We start from the raw sequence: 14633 nt of genomic DNA on the forward strand, positions 1-14633 counted from the left end.
TTTGCCCCCTAAGTGCAAGCTTGGCATAGGCGAATAACCGTCATTCTGCCCAAATTGGTGCAAGGATGCCACAGTCTGTTTTGCCCCCAGTTTCAGGCCAGACGCGCAGAATTCGAAAGAATTGGCTTGTTGCAGGCAGGGACCTTGGCTAGGAGTATGCCCCAGCACATGCCTTACACGTGATAACAGGACCCGCTTACCATGCGCCTGCCAAGGATTTTGTCTTTGATTTTGCTGACCGCTGCCATTTCGGCATGCGGGCAGAATCAAAGCACTTCGACGGCCAACCCCAATCTTGTGGGTGGAACCACGGATGAGCGCGAACTGAACGACCCTGATCGTTCCACGATCTGGGACTTGTTCGACCGGGGAAGCGCCGAACAAACAACCAACGTCAATCGCTATCTCTGGGCCGCATCGCTCGACGTCCTTAGTTTTCTGCCGGTGCAAGAGGTAGATCCTTTTACTGGTGTCATAATAACAGGTTACGGCAGACCGCCCGGCGGAGGCCGATCCTATCGCGCCACCGTCCACATCAGCGATCCTGCTCTGGCCGCGCGCTCATTGTCGTTGGCTTTACAGTCCAGCGGCGGTGCTCCGGTCAGTGCCTCAACCACCCGTGCAGTCGAAGATGCGATTCTATCGCGCGCCCGACAGCTGCGCATTGAAGACAACAAGTTCTAGCAACCCGCCGAAAATCACAATATTACCACGCCGGGTTCCTACCCGGCGTTTTCATTCACGAAGGACCGCAACATGTCGCGCTATTCGGCAAACGAAATCGAAGCTAAGTGGCAAAAAGCCTGGGACAGTGCCGGGATTTTTTATGCCAACCACAAGGCGGACGGGCCGAAATACTATGTGCTCGAGATGTTCCCTTACCCATCAGGCCGCATCCATATGGGACATGTGCGCAACTATACGATGGGCGACGTTATTGCGCGGCATAAACTGGCGACCGGTCACAACGTTTTGCACCCAATGGGCTGGGATGCATTTGGAATGCCTGCCGAAAACGCTGCGATGGCGATAGGAGGGCACCCCAAAGACTGGACCTATGGCAATATCGCTGACATGCGCGCGCAGATGAAACCGTTGGGCTTGTCCATCGACTGGTCGCGTGAGTTTGCAACCTGCGACCCGGAATACTATGGCCAGCAGCAGGCGCTGTTTCTTGATATGCTCGAAGCTGGGCTGGTCTATCGGAAAAATGCAGTCGTGAACTGGGACCCGGTCGACATGACCGTGCTCGCCAACGAACAAGTTGAGAACGGTCGTGGTTGGCGATCGGGCGCTTTGGTTGAGCGACGCGAACTGACGCAGTGGTTCTTCAAGATCTCAGATTATTCCGAGGAATTGCTGGATGCCCTCGATACGCTGGACAACTGGCCTGCCAAAGTCCGCCTGATGCAAGAAAACTGGATTGGCAAATCACGGGGTCTGCAATTTTCATTTGAACGAACAGACGAAGGTGAGCCGATTACTGTCTATACGACGCGGCCCGACACCCTGCTTGGCGCATCATTCGTCGGAATCTCTCCTGACCATCCGATTGCAAAACAGCTGGAGGCTAAAGACCCGAAAATAGCTGATTTCGTTGCAGAATGCCGCAAGGGTGGAACAACTGAAGAAGCAATCGAGACCGCTGAAAAGCTGGGCTATGACACAGGCATAAAGGTCAAGCACCCGCTGGATCCCAGCTGGAAACTGCCTGTATGGATCGCAAACTTTATCCTTATGGATTACGGCACTGGTGCAATTTTTGCATGCCCAGCTCACGATCAACGCGATCTGGATTTCTGCCGCAAATATGGCCTTCCGGTTATCGATACCTTTTTCGCGCTGGACGATGACACACCTGTTGACAAGATTGCTTTCGTTCCTCCGAAAACCGAGAAAGTCCGCTGGGTGAATCACTTCGCCGGTCTCACCGAGGCAACAGGTGAAGAAGCAATCAACGCCACCGTTGATTTCGCCGAAAAAGCAGGTTGGGGCGAAGGGGTTACAAAATATCGCCTGCGCGACTGGGGGCTGTCTCGTCAGCGGTATTGGGGTTGCCCGATCCCAGTTGTGCACTGCGATTCCTGCGGTGTAGTTCCCGAAAAGAAAGAAAACTTGCCGATCCGTTTGCCTGACGACGTTACTTTCGACAAGCCTGGCAACCCGCTGGACCGCCACCCGACTTGGCGTGATTGCGAATGCCCGTCTTGTGGTGGTCCAGCCAAACGCGAAACCGATACGATGGACACCTTCGTCGATTCGTCATGGTACTTCGCGCGGTTCACTGCGCCACATGCCAACACCCCCACCGATCTGGCCGAGGCCGAGTACTGGATGAATGTCGACCAGTATATCGGCGGTATCGAACATGCGATTCTGCACCTGCTTTACTCAAGGTTCTTTGCTCGGGCGATGCAGATCACCGGCCACCTGCCGAAGAAGGCAATTGAACCTTTCGATGCGCTGTTTACTCAGGGGATGGTCACACACGAAATTTACCAGACGCGAGACGAAAAGGACCGCCCAGTCTATCACCTGCCCGAGGATGTCGAGGATGGCAAACTCAAGACAACGGGCGAAGCGGTCGAGATCATACCTTCGGCTAAAATGTCGAAATCAAAGAAAAACGTAGTTGACCCAGTCAGTATCATATCAGCCTTTGGCGCCGACACCGCGCGCTGGTTCGTACTGTCCGATTCGCCGCCCGAGCGCGACGTAGAATGGACTGCGGCAGGGGCTGAGGCCGCGTTCAAGCACCTCAGCCGTGTGCATCGCATCGCGTCCGAGATCTCGGAGTCAAATGTCCCGGCCAATTCGGATGACGAAACTCTACTGCGCGAAATGCATAAAGCGATCCATGATGTTACCGGCGGCGTCGAGTCCTTTGGCTTCAATGCTTCAATCGCCAAGCTTTATGCCTTTACCAATACTTTGTCCAAATCCAAAGCGGGCACTGCGGCAAAACGCGAAGCCGCCAAAACTCTGGCCCAGTTGATGTCGCCAATGACCCCGCACTTGTCCGAGGAGTTGTGGCAAATGCTGGGTGGTGAGGGTTTGGTCGCTACAGCGCCCTGGCCGAAAGCGGATGAGGCGATGCTTATCGACGATACGATCACCCTGCCGATTCAAATCAACGGCAAACGCCGCGCGGAAATCAGCGTGGCGAAAGACCTGGACAAGGTCGAGGTTGAAAAACTTGCGCTCAGCACCGAAGCTGTTCAAAGGGCGCTGGATGGCGCCGTTCCGAAGAAAGTCATTGTCGTACCTGGCCGGATCGTAAATGTCGTCGTTTGATCGCAGAACCTTTTTGCTTATACCGCTTGCGCTGACCGCTTGCGGCTTTCAGCCTGTTTATGCACCAGGTGGTACTGGCGCGACTCTAAACGGCAGGGTCGCTGTCTCAGCTCCGAGCGACGTGAAAAGTTTTTTGCTTGTCCAGAACCTTGAGCAGAAACTCGGCCGCAGCGCGACCTCCGGCAGCGAATACAAGCTAGCTGTAAGCGTGTCCACAACCACACGTGCCGCGTCTATCTCAACCTCGAACGAGACCAACCGTTACACAATTGATGGCCGGGCAAATTACTCTCTGACTTCTGAAGAATCCGGCCAAGTAGTGGCATCTGGTCAGGTGATTGATTTCGTTGCCTATTCAGCTGCCGGATCGACTGTTTCCACGTTGGCAGATGAGCGTGATGCAACCGAACGGCTGATGGAGATTCTGTCGGATCATATCGTAACTCGCCTGTACACCAGTCCGGATATCACCGCATGAAGCTTAGCCCGCGTGAGGCCGACGGCTATTTCACCAAACCGGACGTGGATAAGCTGGGTTTGTTGATATATGGGGCCGATGCAATGCGGGTTGCCCTGAAACGTCAGCAGGTTCTGGCGGCACTACTAGGACCGGGTGCCGAAGAGGAAATGCGTTTGACCCGGATGCCTGCTGCAGAACTGCGTGGTGACCCAGCTATGTTGCTCGATGCGGTCAAAGCTGTTGGCTTTTTTCCAGGTGTTCGCGCTGTTTTTGTAGAGGACGCAACTGATACCGCAGCCGCCGCAATTCTCGCAGCGCTAGAAGATTGGTCTGCAGGGGACGCGCAGATTGTTGTCACTGCCGGACAGCTCAAGCCCAGTTCGAAAATCCGCAAAGCGTTCGAAGCACACCCGGAAACCTATGCCATCGGTATATATGACGACCCGCCGTCCCGCGCAGAGGTCGAGAGGGTGTTGATGCAGGCTGGTTTGCAGAACATCCCACGCGATTCGATGTCGGTTCTGTCCGAACTTGCCGCCGCACTCAGCCCGGGAGATTTCGCCCAAACCGTTGAAAAATTGTCGCTTTATAAACGGGGTGATGATGGCAGTCTTTCCATCGAAGACATCGAAGCATGTTCCCCAAGCTCCACAGAGGCGGCACTTGATGACGTACTAAACGTTGTTGCCGAAGGCAGGGCAGCAGAGATTGGGCCTCTTATCAGAAAATTGCAGGCACAGGGTACAAACGGAGTGACGCTATGCATCGGCGCGACTCGGCATTTCAGGACGCTTTACGCTTGCGTATCCCACCCCGGAGGCGCTGCGCAGGGTATCAGCAAATTGCGTCCTCCTGTTTACGGAAAGCGGCGTGATCGCATTTTACGTCAGGCGCTGGGTTGGGGAGCGCCCAGGTTGCAAACGGCTTTGACTGTGTTGACGGACACGGACTTGTCGCTGCGATCGGCAGGTCAGACTGCACCTGCCATGGCGCTGGTCGAGCGCGCTATGATCCGTCTGGCGATGCTGGCCCGTTCGAGTTAATTCCGGTCGGTCTGGTTCAACCAATCGGCAGCAGCGCGCCCTGCCCAGCGTCCGGTCGCCAAGCACCCGGTCAGCAGATAACCTCCTGTCGGGGCCTCCCAATCCAACATTTCGCCTGCGCAAAAAACCCCTGGCTGGCCCCTAAGCATTAGGTCGTCGTTAACTGCGTCCCGACTCACCCCTCCTGCTGTCGAGATCGCCTCGTCCATTGGGCGAAGGGCAGTGTAATGAATTTGCAGTTTTTTTAGACTTTCAACAAGACGATCAGGCTGCCGTGCATCCGCTTTTGTCATTTCATAGAACAGGGCGATTTTTTGAGCAGGCAACCGCAGTTTGGATTTTAACAAATGCGTCAGTGTCGCCTTGGACCTGCTGACCGAAATACGTGCTTGGATAGCGTTAGGATCGAAATCGGGAAGAAGATCGACGCGCAACGGCGCCCCTTTTCGTAAGGCTGGCGTAAGCGGATACAGGCCGCCACCCTCAAGGCCTTTGTTGGAAAGTATTGCTTCACCCCGGCTTTGCAGTTCGCCTGCCGACCAGAGTACAGATTTCAACGCTGTGCCAAAATGCGGTTGCATGTGGTGGCTCCAATCAACCGACAAGGCCGAATTAGATGGGGTAAACGGGTTGAGCGAGACATCTTTTCCGGCAAGCAGGCTGGTCCATTTTCCATCGGATCCCAGCCGCGACCAACTTGCCCCTCCTAGGGCTAGAACCGTTGCGTCGGCGTTTAGGTAAAGAACCCCTTTAGGTGTTTCGAAAATCAAATTCTCACCGTCCCAACCCGTCCAACGGCAACGCGTTCTAATCTGAACGCCGGCTGCGTCCAATCGGGACAGCCAGCTGCGAAGCAAGGGAGAGGCCTTCATAACCTTGGGAAAGACGCGCCCGGTCGAACCTGTGAACAGGTCTTGTCCCAACTCTTTCGCCCAATTCTGCACGGCCAGGGCGTCCATCTCGGAAATTACAGGCCATAGCCATGCCGCAGAATCTCCGTAGGCTTCCATTAGTTTCTCAAATGGCTCGTCCTTGGTCAGGTTCAGCCCAGACTTACCGGCCATAAGAAACTTACGGCCCACAGACGGCATTGCCTCGGCTACCAGAACATTGTGACCGGCAAGACTAAGTTGCTCGGCTGCCATCAATCCAGCAGGGCCCGCCCCGATCACCACTGTTTGCGCCATTGTAACCCTCTTGCCATCTGTTCGGATCAGCGCAATTTTTCCATCATGAATGACAGCGATCCGATCTGCCCGCTTTGCGACCGCCCAATACCAGACGGAGGCGGAAGCCTGCACCATCTGATCCCAAAACTCAAAGGTGGCAAGGGCGGGCCCACAGTTCTGTTACATGTGATCTGCCACAAAGAGATTCACGCCACATTGACCGAAGGTGAACTGGCACGCGACTTCAGCTCGGTCGAAACATTGCGTGCCCATCCACGTTTGGCGAAATTCTTGAATTGGGTTCGCAAACGCCCACCTGGGTTCCGATCAAAAGTACCTGGAAAACGACGGGGGCGTTGATCAACCTGGCAAAACCGGGTCACCAAACGCATCTTTGGTCGGTTGCATCAACCCAGCGACTTCAATGCCCAAATAATCTGGCACATTTGAAAACTGAACACCCGGTATGTGCTGAAACTCGATTGTTGTATACGGACGTTTCCACAACCACTCGCGGTTTTTTACTGACCAGATATCGGGTTCAGGCGGGTTGTCAGATGAGAAGGCATAGAAATGCAGGTCAAACCCATAAGGTTCCACGTCTTGAATTGACAACAAACGCATTCCCATTTCCCGGCAAAATGCATCCTCAGCACCAATATCCCCGGTGCGTAGAGTTACCTGACCAATACACGCCTTTTCAAAAGGCGCAGAGGGATCAGCCGCCACCTGCAGTCGATTGTCCTTGAAATCATGCTGCAACAGCTCAATCGAAAACCCTTCTGGGTCGCTCAAATGGCACATGTAACCAATGTCCAGAAACTGATGTGGCGATCCAACTTGAAAGCCCTGATCACGTAATTGAGCCTGCGCCAAGTCCACGTCCGGCACCGTTATCCCAATCTTCCAGTATCTTTGACCCCTATCATGATTATATCCACCACCGCCGGGTATCAGTAATAAATCAGCGTCTTGGCCGGTATAGCCGACTCGCCGATTGGCGCCCTCGGCCTTGACGGTCATGCCCAATGCATTCTGGTAGAACTCCGCCAGTTTCACCGGGTCGGCCACCCGCAGGCACAATGCTGCAATCCTCATTGGCACAACCTGGCAATTCCCGAAGCGACAATGGGGTCAGCCACTAACCTGTCGGCCACTAGGTCACGAGCAGTTGGCAAAAGGTTTTCGGGGTCGACAACCCGATCTACCAAACCGAATTCATATGCCTCGACCGCCGTTATTTTTTGTCCGGCCATCAATATCAACTTAGTCCGAGCCGGTCCGATCAGGGCAGCCATGCGCTTCGGGTCCGAAGGCTGGGGCAGAAAACCCAACTTCATCACCGGATAGAAGATTTTGGCTGCAGGCACTGCTATCCTTAAATCGCAGGCTAAAACCATGCCGTTTGCCCCGCCGGCAAGAGTTCCGTTCAATGCTGCAACTGTCAGGCAAGGCAAGTCTGCAATGGTTCCGGACAGGCGTTCCCACAAATCTGATGTCGTAAGTCCTGCCCGCGCCTCTTCAATGTCCGCTCCCGCGCTAAAGACGCGGCCTGCTCCTGTCAGGATAAGGGCACGAGCTTCTTGTGCAGCTTCGGCAATGCGCAACAATTCTTCGAGCATTGAGCCCGTCAGCGCATTCGCTTTTCCGGGGTTATTCAGCGTAACGGTCCAAAGCCCGTCGTCTTGTTGCAAGTCAATCACGTCAAACCAACCCGCTTGCGAATTTCCTCCTCCCGAAGAGAGATTTCCGTTCCAAGAAATTCATCTGCGTCCGTGGAACACATCCATAGCAATGCACGCGCCGGCCAATCCGCCGGAATGTGTACATCCCAGTCTAACTGGCTGACCGGGTTGATCCCACTTGCCTTGATTATGCGCTGCATGTCCGTAGCAACAGTACCCGGCGATAAGCCCATAGCACGGATGCCGTGCTGCGACTCTTCAAGATGAAGGCATTCCGTCAACATCTTTGCCCCAGCTTTCGATGCGCAATAGTGGCTCCATGCTTCCACCGGGTTCGAAGCAGCTCCTGATGATATAGTCAGTACTGTACCCCCACCGGCAGCTCGCATAAGCGGCAAAACTGCGCGCATTCCGTAAAAGATACCCTTTAAGTTGATATCAATGGCCTGTCCCCACGCCGCGACATCTGCGTTAGACAAATGGAATATGGGGTCGATGACACCTGCATTTCCAACCAGAACGTCAAGACGCCCGAATCGGTCCACGCAATCTGCAACGGCTTGTTCCACCTGCGAAAAGTCACTGACATCGCAAGACAGAGCTATGGTATTGTCACCCAAAGCCGAGGCCAAAGCATCAATCTGATCGTGACTGCGCGCAACAAGCGCCACGTTGGCTCCGGCTGCAGCAAAAACGCGTCCAGCTTCTGCTCCGATCCCTCGGCTAGCACCGGTAATAAGTACGGTTTTCCCTTGCATTTGCATCGTCTAATCCCAATCCTTTGAAATTGCATAAAGTCCTACCGCGCAAATGGGGAAAGGGTCCACCCCTTGCCCCTTGACGATCCCCATTACAGGCACGACCATGCAGCAAATTTAAAAAATGAAGGACCCCCTATGTCTGTTTTTCTTCGCCGCAGTTGCGGCGCCGCTTTGGCTTATGCCATTACGACCCAAAGCGCATTCGCTGATTTAACCGCTAATGATGTCTGGTCCGACTGGCAGGCTTATTTGGGCGGAATGGGCTACACCGTGACAGGTGATCAAAGCGTTTCCGGTAATGTCACAACCATCACAGATTTCATCATCAGCTTGGCTGTTCCCGAGTCTTCCGATTCGGTGCAAATGACCATTCCCGAAGTGACATTAACCGAAAATGGTGATGGCACCGTTCAAATCGTTTACCCAGAGAGCTTTCCCGTTACAATCTCTGGTGGTGGCGAAGGCGATAGTTTTTCGGGTGATTTGCTTTACACGAACAAGGACCTGAACATAGTCGTTTCTGGCTCGCCCGATGACATGGCTTACAACTATTCTGCCGCCAGTATGGGATTTGTTGTGAATGCCTTGGACCTCGAGGGAGAAGATATTCCTGAGGACTCAGTCGATGCAAGCCTTGAGATCACTGACGTATCGGGCAATGCCCGCATGCAGATCGGCGAAAATCGTGACATTGTACAAAGCATTACTGCTGCCGGCTTGGCTTACAAACTTGTCGTACAAGACCCGGAAACCGGCCACGATATCAACATAAACGGCAGGTTAGAGCAGTTGGCATTTGACGGAACGACGATAATTCCAGCAATATTCGACGCTGCGGACATCAAAGCCATTTACGAGGCCGGCTTTGCGGTAAATGGAGCGTTTTCGTACACCTCCGGAAGTACGGATATTGAAGGTGTCTCCGAAGATGAGACCTTCTCTATGAGCAGCTCTTCGAAAGGCGGTCGCTTTTCCGGCAGTATAGACGCCAAGCGTCTTGCTTATGAAGTGTCGCAAACAGGCACGAAACTCGCGATGACCATGTCGGAATTGCCTGTGCCCGTCGAAATCAATGCCGCCAACACAGCGATGGTAATCGAAGTACCTGTTTTGGCAACGGAAGAAGTTCAACCTTTCGCTTTTAGTCTGAACTTGAATGATTTTACAATGTCGGACGTTCTTTGGGGCATGTTTGATCCTACCGGCGCTCTACCACGGGACCCGGCGACCATCGCCTTAAATACCTTGGGTACTGCTAAGATTTTGATCGACTTCATGGACCCGGAAGTCAGCGAACAGATTGAATCAGGACAGCTAGAGCCTGCAGAACTGCATTCGCTGAAAATCAAAGAGCTTTTGATCTCAATGGTGGGCGCAAATCTCACCGGGGATGGGGATTTTACCTTCGATAACACCAATACCCAGGAATTCGGTGGGATGCCTGCGCCGACAGGAGAGTTGAACCTGCAACTAGTGGGCGCCAACGCTTTGATCGATAAGCTTATCGCGATGGGCTTTGTGTCCGAGAGCGATGCAATGGGCGCCCGAATGATGATGGGACTCATGGCTGTTCCAGGTGAGGAACCGGATACGCTGAACTCAAAGATCGAATTCACCGAAAACGGTCAAATCTTGGCTAACGGTCAGCGTATCAAGTGATTTTCGGCTTTGGAAGGACTGAAAACACAGCCCTTCGTGACAGGCCGTGCCTATCCTGTGCGCGGCTTTTTCTTTGGAGTCCAATTTCACTAACACTGACGCAAATCAAAAAGGGTTCCTGCCACTGACACCAACTACAATTAGCTTGCAGGTCTTGCAGGCTGGTCAGTCCAAGGCTAGGTCCAATGGCACCACACCCGGAGGCCTTATGACCCAAACACCAGAAGAGATCAGCATTAATCTGCTGGATGCAGCCCGTAAAGCCGGAGCCGAAGCCGCGGACGCGATTGTTATTGATGGGTCTTCCGTTTCAGTCGATGTGCGCGAAGGTGCGTTGGAACATGCTGAGCGTTCGGAAGGCACAGATTTGGGATTGAGGGTTTTTCTGGGTAACCGACAAGCCATTGTATCCAGTTCTGATAGCCGTCCAGAAACAATTGCTGCGATGGCAGAACGTGCTGTGGCTATGGCCCGCGAAGCCCCCGAGGATCCGTTTTCCGGCTTGGCAGACCCTTCACAGCTGACTTCAAATTGGGATTTGAACGCTCTGGAGCTGTTTGATCCAACTCCTGAACCCAGCGCCGAATCTCTGTTGAAGGACGCATTGGCAGCCGAAGCCGCTGCTCGCGCAGTTTCAGGAGTGACACAAGTATCAGACGCCGCTGCGGCTTATGGGACGCACCGCGTTCATCTGGCCGCTACAAACGGGTTCTCCGGTGGTTACATGCGCAGCAGTCGCTCGACCTCCTGTGTTGCTATCTCGGGCGAGGGCACGGGGATGGAGCGGGACTATGACGGTGACAGTCGAAGCTTCCAATCAGACCTGCGCGATCCTGCCGAAATCGGTCGCACCGCTGGTCAACGGGCTGTCGAAAGAACCGGCGCGCGAAAACCCGAAACGGGTTGCTTTCCAGTTTTATTCGATGAACGCATTTCATCTTCACTAATCGGACATCTTTTGGCTGCCTGCAATGGTGCCGCGATTGCGCGTGGGGCATCATGGTTGAAAGACTGTTTGGGACAACAGGTCCTGCCAGAACATCTGTCGCTGGTCGAAGACCCCCACCGCCCACGCATTTCCGGCTCGCGCCCGTTCGACGCTGAAGGATTGCCAACCCAACAGCGGGCCATCGTTGAGAATGGCATTTTAACGGGCTGGACACTTGATCTGTCCAGCGCACGCAAACTGGGCATGGACTCAACGGGAAACGCAGCACGCGGTGTATCCGGACCTCCATCGCCCAGCAACTGGAACCTGAATCTGACACAGGGAACCCAGAGCCGATCGGATTTGATGAGAGACATGGAAACCGGTCTTTTGGTGACCTCCATGATTGGATCGACGATCAACCCTAATACAGGCGATTACTCCCGCGGTGCGTCTGGTTTTTGGGTCGAAAACGGGGAAATTAGTCACCCAATCAACGAATGTACTATTGCTGGTAATCTTCGGGAAATGCTAATGCGCATCATTCCGGCCAACGATGCACGATGCTACCTGTCGCGGGTTGTGCCTTCTATTCTGATCGAAGGGATGACTCTTGCCGGCAACTGATTTGTCCTTGCTGATTGAAGCGGCGTATGAAGCAGGAAAAATCGCTACGCGATATACCGGACCTCGCGCGAAGCGCTGGGATAAGCCCGGAGGTGCGGGGCCAGTGACCGAGGCAGATCTTGCGGTGAATGAGATGCTGAAACGCGATCTGTCATCAAATCGGCCCGACTATGGCTGGTTAAGTGAAGAGACTGAGGATTCGTCCGATAGACTGAACCGCGAAAAGGTATTTATCATCGATCCAATCGACGGCACGCGAAACTTCGTCGAAGGTTCCCGAACCTGGGCGCATTCCATTGCCGTGGCCGAGCACGGCGAAGTCACCGCTGCCGTTATTTATCTGCCAATGCGCAATCTGATTTATGCTGCAGCCAAAGGTCAAGGCGCTACCCTGAATGGGGAACCGATACAGACCTCGGACCCAGGCATTATGCATGAAGCAGAAATTCTGGCCGCGAAACCCAATCTAGATCCACGCCACTGGCAATCCGGCAACGTTCCGGTATTCGTCAAAGCGTACCGCCCTTCGCTTGCCTATCGCATGGCACTGGTCGCTCAGGGCAGGTTTGACGGGATGTTGACCCTTCGTCCAAGTTGGGAGTGGGATATTGCAGCCGGAGACCTTATTCTACGCGAAGCAGGTGGCCTTTGCACCGACCGGCTTGGCCAAGACCTGCGCTTCAACAACGCCCATCCCCGCCTAAACGGAGTAGTCGCGGCGGGACCTAACCTGCATGGTCAGATTTTCATCCATCTTGACCCAAGGGGACCGGGATTGCCGGGATGAGCAAACCGCGCTCTCTCAGCCTTGCGGCCTATCGTGTCCTGTCCTGGGGTGTGCCAACTAAAACTGCAGGGACCCAAACACCTCGACCCGATGGTGAATTGTTGTGGGTTCACGTGAACGATCCCGGCAGGATTCGCGTTGTCGATGATTTTTGTCGCAGGTTATTGTTGCTGCGGCCGGAGTTATCTTTGTTACTGACAGCTCCATCCGGCGTCGACGTGTCCACTTGGGAAGATTGTATAGCTTCGCCGATTAATTTACCCACGGATCAGACTGGGGCTGCTCGTGCCTTTTTGGACCATTGGCGTCCTGATATGGGCATCTGGATCGGTGGCGGCGTGACGCCCAATATCGTTACCCAGGCCAATGAACGTGAAGTCCCACTCATCCTTGTCGAGGCGAGCGTGGACGTGAAAGTCGCGCCGGGTGGGCGCTGGTTACCGGATATCAGTCGATATACTCTCAACTGCTTTTCAAAAATTTTGGCGACTTCCGAAAAAACTGCACGGCAAATTCGCCGGCTAGGTATTCAAAACAGCAAGATCGCTGTCTCACCACCCCTTCGGATCAACCCGAACCCACGACCATGGCCTGAAGACGAGTTAATCGAAACCAACCACGCATTGGCGGGTCGCCCAGTTTGGCTGGCAGCTTGGGTTCAAGACAATGAATTCATCTCCGTTCTCACTGCGCACCGTCAGGCAATGCGAATGCTCCCGCGTTTGGCGTTGGTTCTTCATGTCGCCGACGGGTCCGAAATGGTCCAGCTTACGGACAGACTATCATCTATGGACCTGCGTTGCGCCAATTGGGATGATGGACAATTGATCGAAGACAGCACGCAAGTCATCCTGTTTTCGGACCCCGAAGACCTTGGCTTGTGGCATCGGATATCGTCGTTGACCTTTATGGCAAACTCGCTTGAGCGGGGCATGGGAGGACATGATCCGTTGATCTCGGTCGCTCTGGGATCCACTGTCATCCACGGGCCCCATGTGGAAAGACATCAGGATGCTTATGACAGGTTGGACAAGGCTGGCGCAGCTTTGAAGATCGCGTCTGCCTCTGAGCTGGGTGACGGTATCGTCGCGTTAATGGCACCGGATCGTGCGGCGGAAATGGCGCTGGCCGGTTGGGCGGTTGTAACGGAGGGGGCGCCACAGGTCGACCAGTTGACAGAATTCGTTCAAAATGAACTGGACTCGCAGAGAACCCAAGATGCGCGCACCTAATTTTTGGAATACCAGCCCCGACAAGCTTGACGTGCGCGCCCGTCTTCTAGCCCCAATTGGGCGAGTTTATGCTGCAGCAACAGCGCGCCGGATTGCGTCTGAGCAAGGGCTAACCCCAGGCGTTCCAGTAATCTGCATTGGCAACTTGCATGCTGGCGGGACAGGCAAGACACCGACTGCGATCTGGGTACTGGAACAATTACGCGATGCCTGGCACAACCCCCATGTTGTCACCCGCGGCTACGGCGGTTCATTGAAAGGTCCCGTTCAAGTCGATCCAGCTCGTCACAGCGTCGCTGAGGTCGGCGACGAGCCGCTGTTGCTTGCGTCCTTTGCCGACGTTTGGGTCGCCAAAGACCGTGCTGCCGGCGCTCGTGCAGCCGCAGAATCCGGTGCTTCGGTCATCGTATTGGACGACGGTTTTCAAAACCCATCTGTGAAAAAGGATTTCTCGATCATTGTGGTCGACGCCGAACGTGGTTTCGGTAACGGGCTGTGCCTTCCCGCCGGACCTTTGAGAGAACCCGTGAGTGTCGGGCTTAAAAGAGCGGACCTCTTACTGTCGTTGGGCGGGGCAAATGCTCAGGATAAGTTTTCTGCTCAATGGGACGCTAAAGTGAAAGTTCCACGCGCTACCGGACAGTTGACTCCGTTGCAAACCGGCATGGATTGGGCCGATACTCCTGTTCTTGCCTTTGCAGGTATCGGATATCCCGAGAAATTCTTTCAGACCTTGCGCCAGCAAGGTGCGCAGTTGTTACGAGCCGAAGCGCTTGATGACCATCAACTTCTAACTCCGGCCTTGATGGGGCGGCTGGAGAATGACGCTCGAGAAATCGGCGCGCAATTAGTGACAACTGAAAAAGATGCGGTACGCCTGCCCGCCGCTTTTCGCAGTAAAGTCGTAACGCTTCCTGTCCGGCTACAGGTAGACGAAGCCGAACAGGTTAAGGAAATGTTGCTGGGTGTTGCACCGCCGCCGTAACGA

Annotated in this window: 14 protein-coding genes; 10 read left to right on the forward strand and 4 right to left on the reverse strand. The window is 54.3% G+C overall.

Annotation, left to right across the window (positions count from 1 at the left end; translation table 11 throughout):
* The first annotated feature begins 201 nt into the window (after positions 1–201).
* The 4 genes from AC2FNV_RS11105 to holA all read left to right on the forward strand — a co-directional run bounded on the left by AC2FNV_RS11105 (position 202) and on the right by holA (position 4797).
* Positions 202–684 carry a DUF3576 domain-containing protein gene (locus AC2FNV_RS11105; protein WP_170479240.1) on the forward strand — a complete coding sequence of 161 codons (483 nt, stop codon included), beginning with the start codon at positions 202–204 and terminating at the stop codon, positions 682–684.
* 72 nt (positions 685–756) lie between these two features.
* Positions 757–3294 (forward strand): leucine--tRNA ligase, encoded by a 2538-nt coding sequence (gene leuS / locus AC2FNV_RS11110; protein WP_496773306.1) that lies wholly within the window; start codon positions 757–759, stop codon positions 3292–3294.
* Positions 3281–3772: an LPS assembly lipoprotein LptE gene (lptE, locus tag AC2FNV_RS11115; RefSeq protein WP_170603222.1), complete on the forward strand. Its 492-nt coding sequence runs from the start codon at positions 3281–3283 to the stop codon at positions 3770–3772. The genes leuS and lptE overlap by 14 nt, the downstream gene beginning before the upstream one ends.
* Positions 3769–4797, forward strand: a complete 1029-nt coding sequence (gene holA / locus AC2FNV_RS11120) for a DNA polymerase III subunit delta (RefSeq protein ID WP_170603220.1) — start codon at positions 3769–3771, stop codon at positions 4795–4797. The genes lptE and holA overlap by 4 nt, the downstream gene beginning before the upstream one ends.
* Here the strand turns inward: holA and AC2FNV_RS11125 are convergent.
* Positions 4794–5984 (reverse strand): TIGR03862 family flavoprotein, encoded by a 1191-nt coding sequence (locus AC2FNV_RS11125; protein ID WP_496773308.1) that lies wholly within the window; start codon positions 5982–5984, stop codon positions 4794–4796. The genes holA and AC2FNV_RS11125 overlap by 4 nt on opposite strands.
* 45 nt (positions 5985–6029) lie before the next feature.
* Between AC2FNV_RS11125 and AC2FNV_RS11130 the strand changes: the two genes are divergently transcribed.
* Entirely contained in the window at positions 6030–6326 is a 297-nt protein-coding gene (locus AC2FNV_RS11130) for an HNH endonuclease (protein ID WP_170479252.1), read from the forward strand.
* On the opposite strand, the gene AC2FNV_RS11135 is transcribed toward AC2FNV_RS11130, so the two are convergent.
* Genes AC2FNV_RS11135 through AC2FNV_RS11145 form a run of 3 tightly spaced genes read right to left on the reverse strand, consistent with a single transcriptional unit; the run spans position 6327 to position 8415 of the window.
* Positions 6327–7064: a VOC family protein gene (locus tag AC2FNV_RS11135; RefSeq protein WP_170479253.1), complete on the reverse strand. Its 738-nt coding sequence runs from the start codon at positions 7062–7064 to the stop codon at positions 6327–6329.
* Positions 7061–7669 (reverse strand): enoyl-CoA hydratase/isomerase family protein, encoded by a 609-nt coding sequence (locus AC2FNV_RS11140; protein WP_170479256.1) that lies wholly within the window; start codon positions 7667–7669, stop codon positions 7061–7063. Before AC2FNV_RS11140 ends, AC2FNV_RS11135 begins: the two co-directional genes overlap by 4 nt.
* Positions 7666–8415: an SDR family oxidoreductase gene (locus tag AC2FNV_RS11145; protein ID WP_170603214.1), complete on the reverse strand. Its 750-nt coding sequence runs from the start codon at positions 8413–8415 to the stop codon at positions 7666–7668. The genes AC2FNV_RS11140 and AC2FNV_RS11145 overlap by 4 nt, the downstream gene beginning before the upstream one ends.
* A gap of 132 nt (positions 8416–8547) precedes the next feature.
* Between AC2FNV_RS11145 and AC2FNV_RS11150 the strand changes: the two genes are divergently transcribed.
* The 5 genes from AC2FNV_RS11150 to lpxK all read left to right on the forward strand — a co-directional run bounded on the left by AC2FNV_RS11150 (position 8548) and on the right by lpxK (position 14630).
* Positions 8548–10071 carry a DUF2125 domain-containing protein gene (locus AC2FNV_RS11150; RefSeq protein ID WP_496773311.1) on the forward strand — a complete coding sequence of 508 codons (1524 nt, stop codon included), beginning with the start codon at positions 8548–8550 and terminating at the stop codon, positions 10069–10071.
* A gap of 208 nt (positions 10072–10279) precedes the next feature.
* The gene (locus AC2FNV_RS11155) at positions 10280–11626 is read left to right on the forward strand and encodes a TldD/PmbA family protein (RefSeq protein ID WP_170603210.1); all 1347 of its coding nucleotides are present in this window, start codon (positions 10280–10282) and stop codon (positions 11624–11626) included.
* Positions 11613–12413: an inositol monophosphatase family protein gene (locus AC2FNV_RS11160; RefSeq protein WP_170603208.1), complete on the forward strand. Its 801-nt coding sequence runs from the start codon at positions 11613–11615 to the stop codon at positions 12411–12413. The genes AC2FNV_RS11155 and AC2FNV_RS11160 overlap by 14 nt, the downstream gene beginning before the upstream one ends.
* Positions 12410–13645, forward strand: a complete 1236-nt coding sequence (locus AC2FNV_RS11165; protein ID WP_170479266.1) for a 3-deoxy-D-manno-octulosonic acid transferase — start codon at positions 12410–12412, stop codon at positions 13643–13645. Before AC2FNV_RS11160 ends, AC2FNV_RS11165 begins: the two co-directional genes overlap by 4 nt.
* Complete coding sequence (lpxK, locus tag AC2FNV_RS11170) at positions 13632–14630, forward strand: tetraacyldisaccharide 4'-kinase (RefSeq protein ID WP_170603206.1); 999 nt, start codon at positions 13632–13634, stop codon at positions 14628–14630. The genes AC2FNV_RS11165 and lpxK overlap by 14 nt, the downstream gene beginning before the upstream one ends.
* Positions 14631–14633: the final 3 nt, after the last annotated feature.

The sequence above is a fragment of the Ruegeria sp. BHSA163 genome, from assembly GCF_059613365.1.

Excerpts from the sequence above, each read along its gene's own strand:
- AC2FNV_RS11105 (WP_170479240.1), top strand. The coding sequence starts at position 202 with ATGCGCCTGCCAAGGATTTTGTCTTTGATTTTGCTGACCGCTGCCATT.
- leuS (WP_496773306.1), top strand. The coding sequence starts at position 757 with ATGTCGCGCTATTCGGCAAACGAAATCGAAGCTAAGTGGCAAAAAGCC.
- lptE (WP_170603222.1), top strand. The coding sequence starts at position 3,281 with ATGTCGTCGTTTGATCGCAGAACCTTTTTGCTTATACCGCTTGCGCTG.
- holA (WP_170603220.1), top strand. The coding sequence starts at position 3,769 with ATGAAGCTTAGCCCGCGTGAGGCCGACGGCTATTTCACCAAACCGGAC.
- AC2FNV_RS11125 (WP_496773308.1), bottom strand. The coding sequence starts at position 5,984 with ATGGCGCAAACAGTGGTGATCGGGGCGGGCCCTGCTGGATTGATGGCA.
- AC2FNV_RS11130 (WP_170479252.1), top strand. The coding sequence starts at position 6,030 with ATGAATGACAGCGATCCGATCTGCCCGCTTTGCGACCGCCCAATACCA.
- AC2FNV_RS11135 (WP_170479253.1), bottom strand. The coding sequence starts at position 7,064 with ATGAGGATTGCAGCATTGTGCCTGCGGGTGGCCGACCCGGTGAAACTG.
- AC2FNV_RS11145 (WP_170603214.1), bottom strand. The coding sequence starts at position 8,415 with ATGCAAATGCAAGGGAAAACCGTACTTATTACCGGTGCTAGCCGAGGG.
- AC2FNV_RS11150 (WP_496773311.1), top strand. The coding sequence starts at position 8,548 with ATGTCTGTTTTTCTTCGCCGCAGTTGCGGCGCCGCTTTGGCTTATGCC.
- AC2FNV_RS11155 (WP_170603210.1), top strand. The coding sequence starts at position 10,280 with ATGACCCAAACACCAGAAGAGATCAGCATTAATCTGCTGGATGCAGCC.
- AC2FNV_RS11165 (WP_170479266.1), top strand. The coding sequence starts at position 12,410 with ATGAGCAAACCGCGCTCTCTCAGCCTTGCGGCCTATCGTGTCCTGTCC.
- lpxK (WP_170603206.1), top strand. The coding sequence starts at position 13,632 with ATGCGCGCACCTAATTTTTGGAATACCAGCCCCGACAAGCTTGACGTG.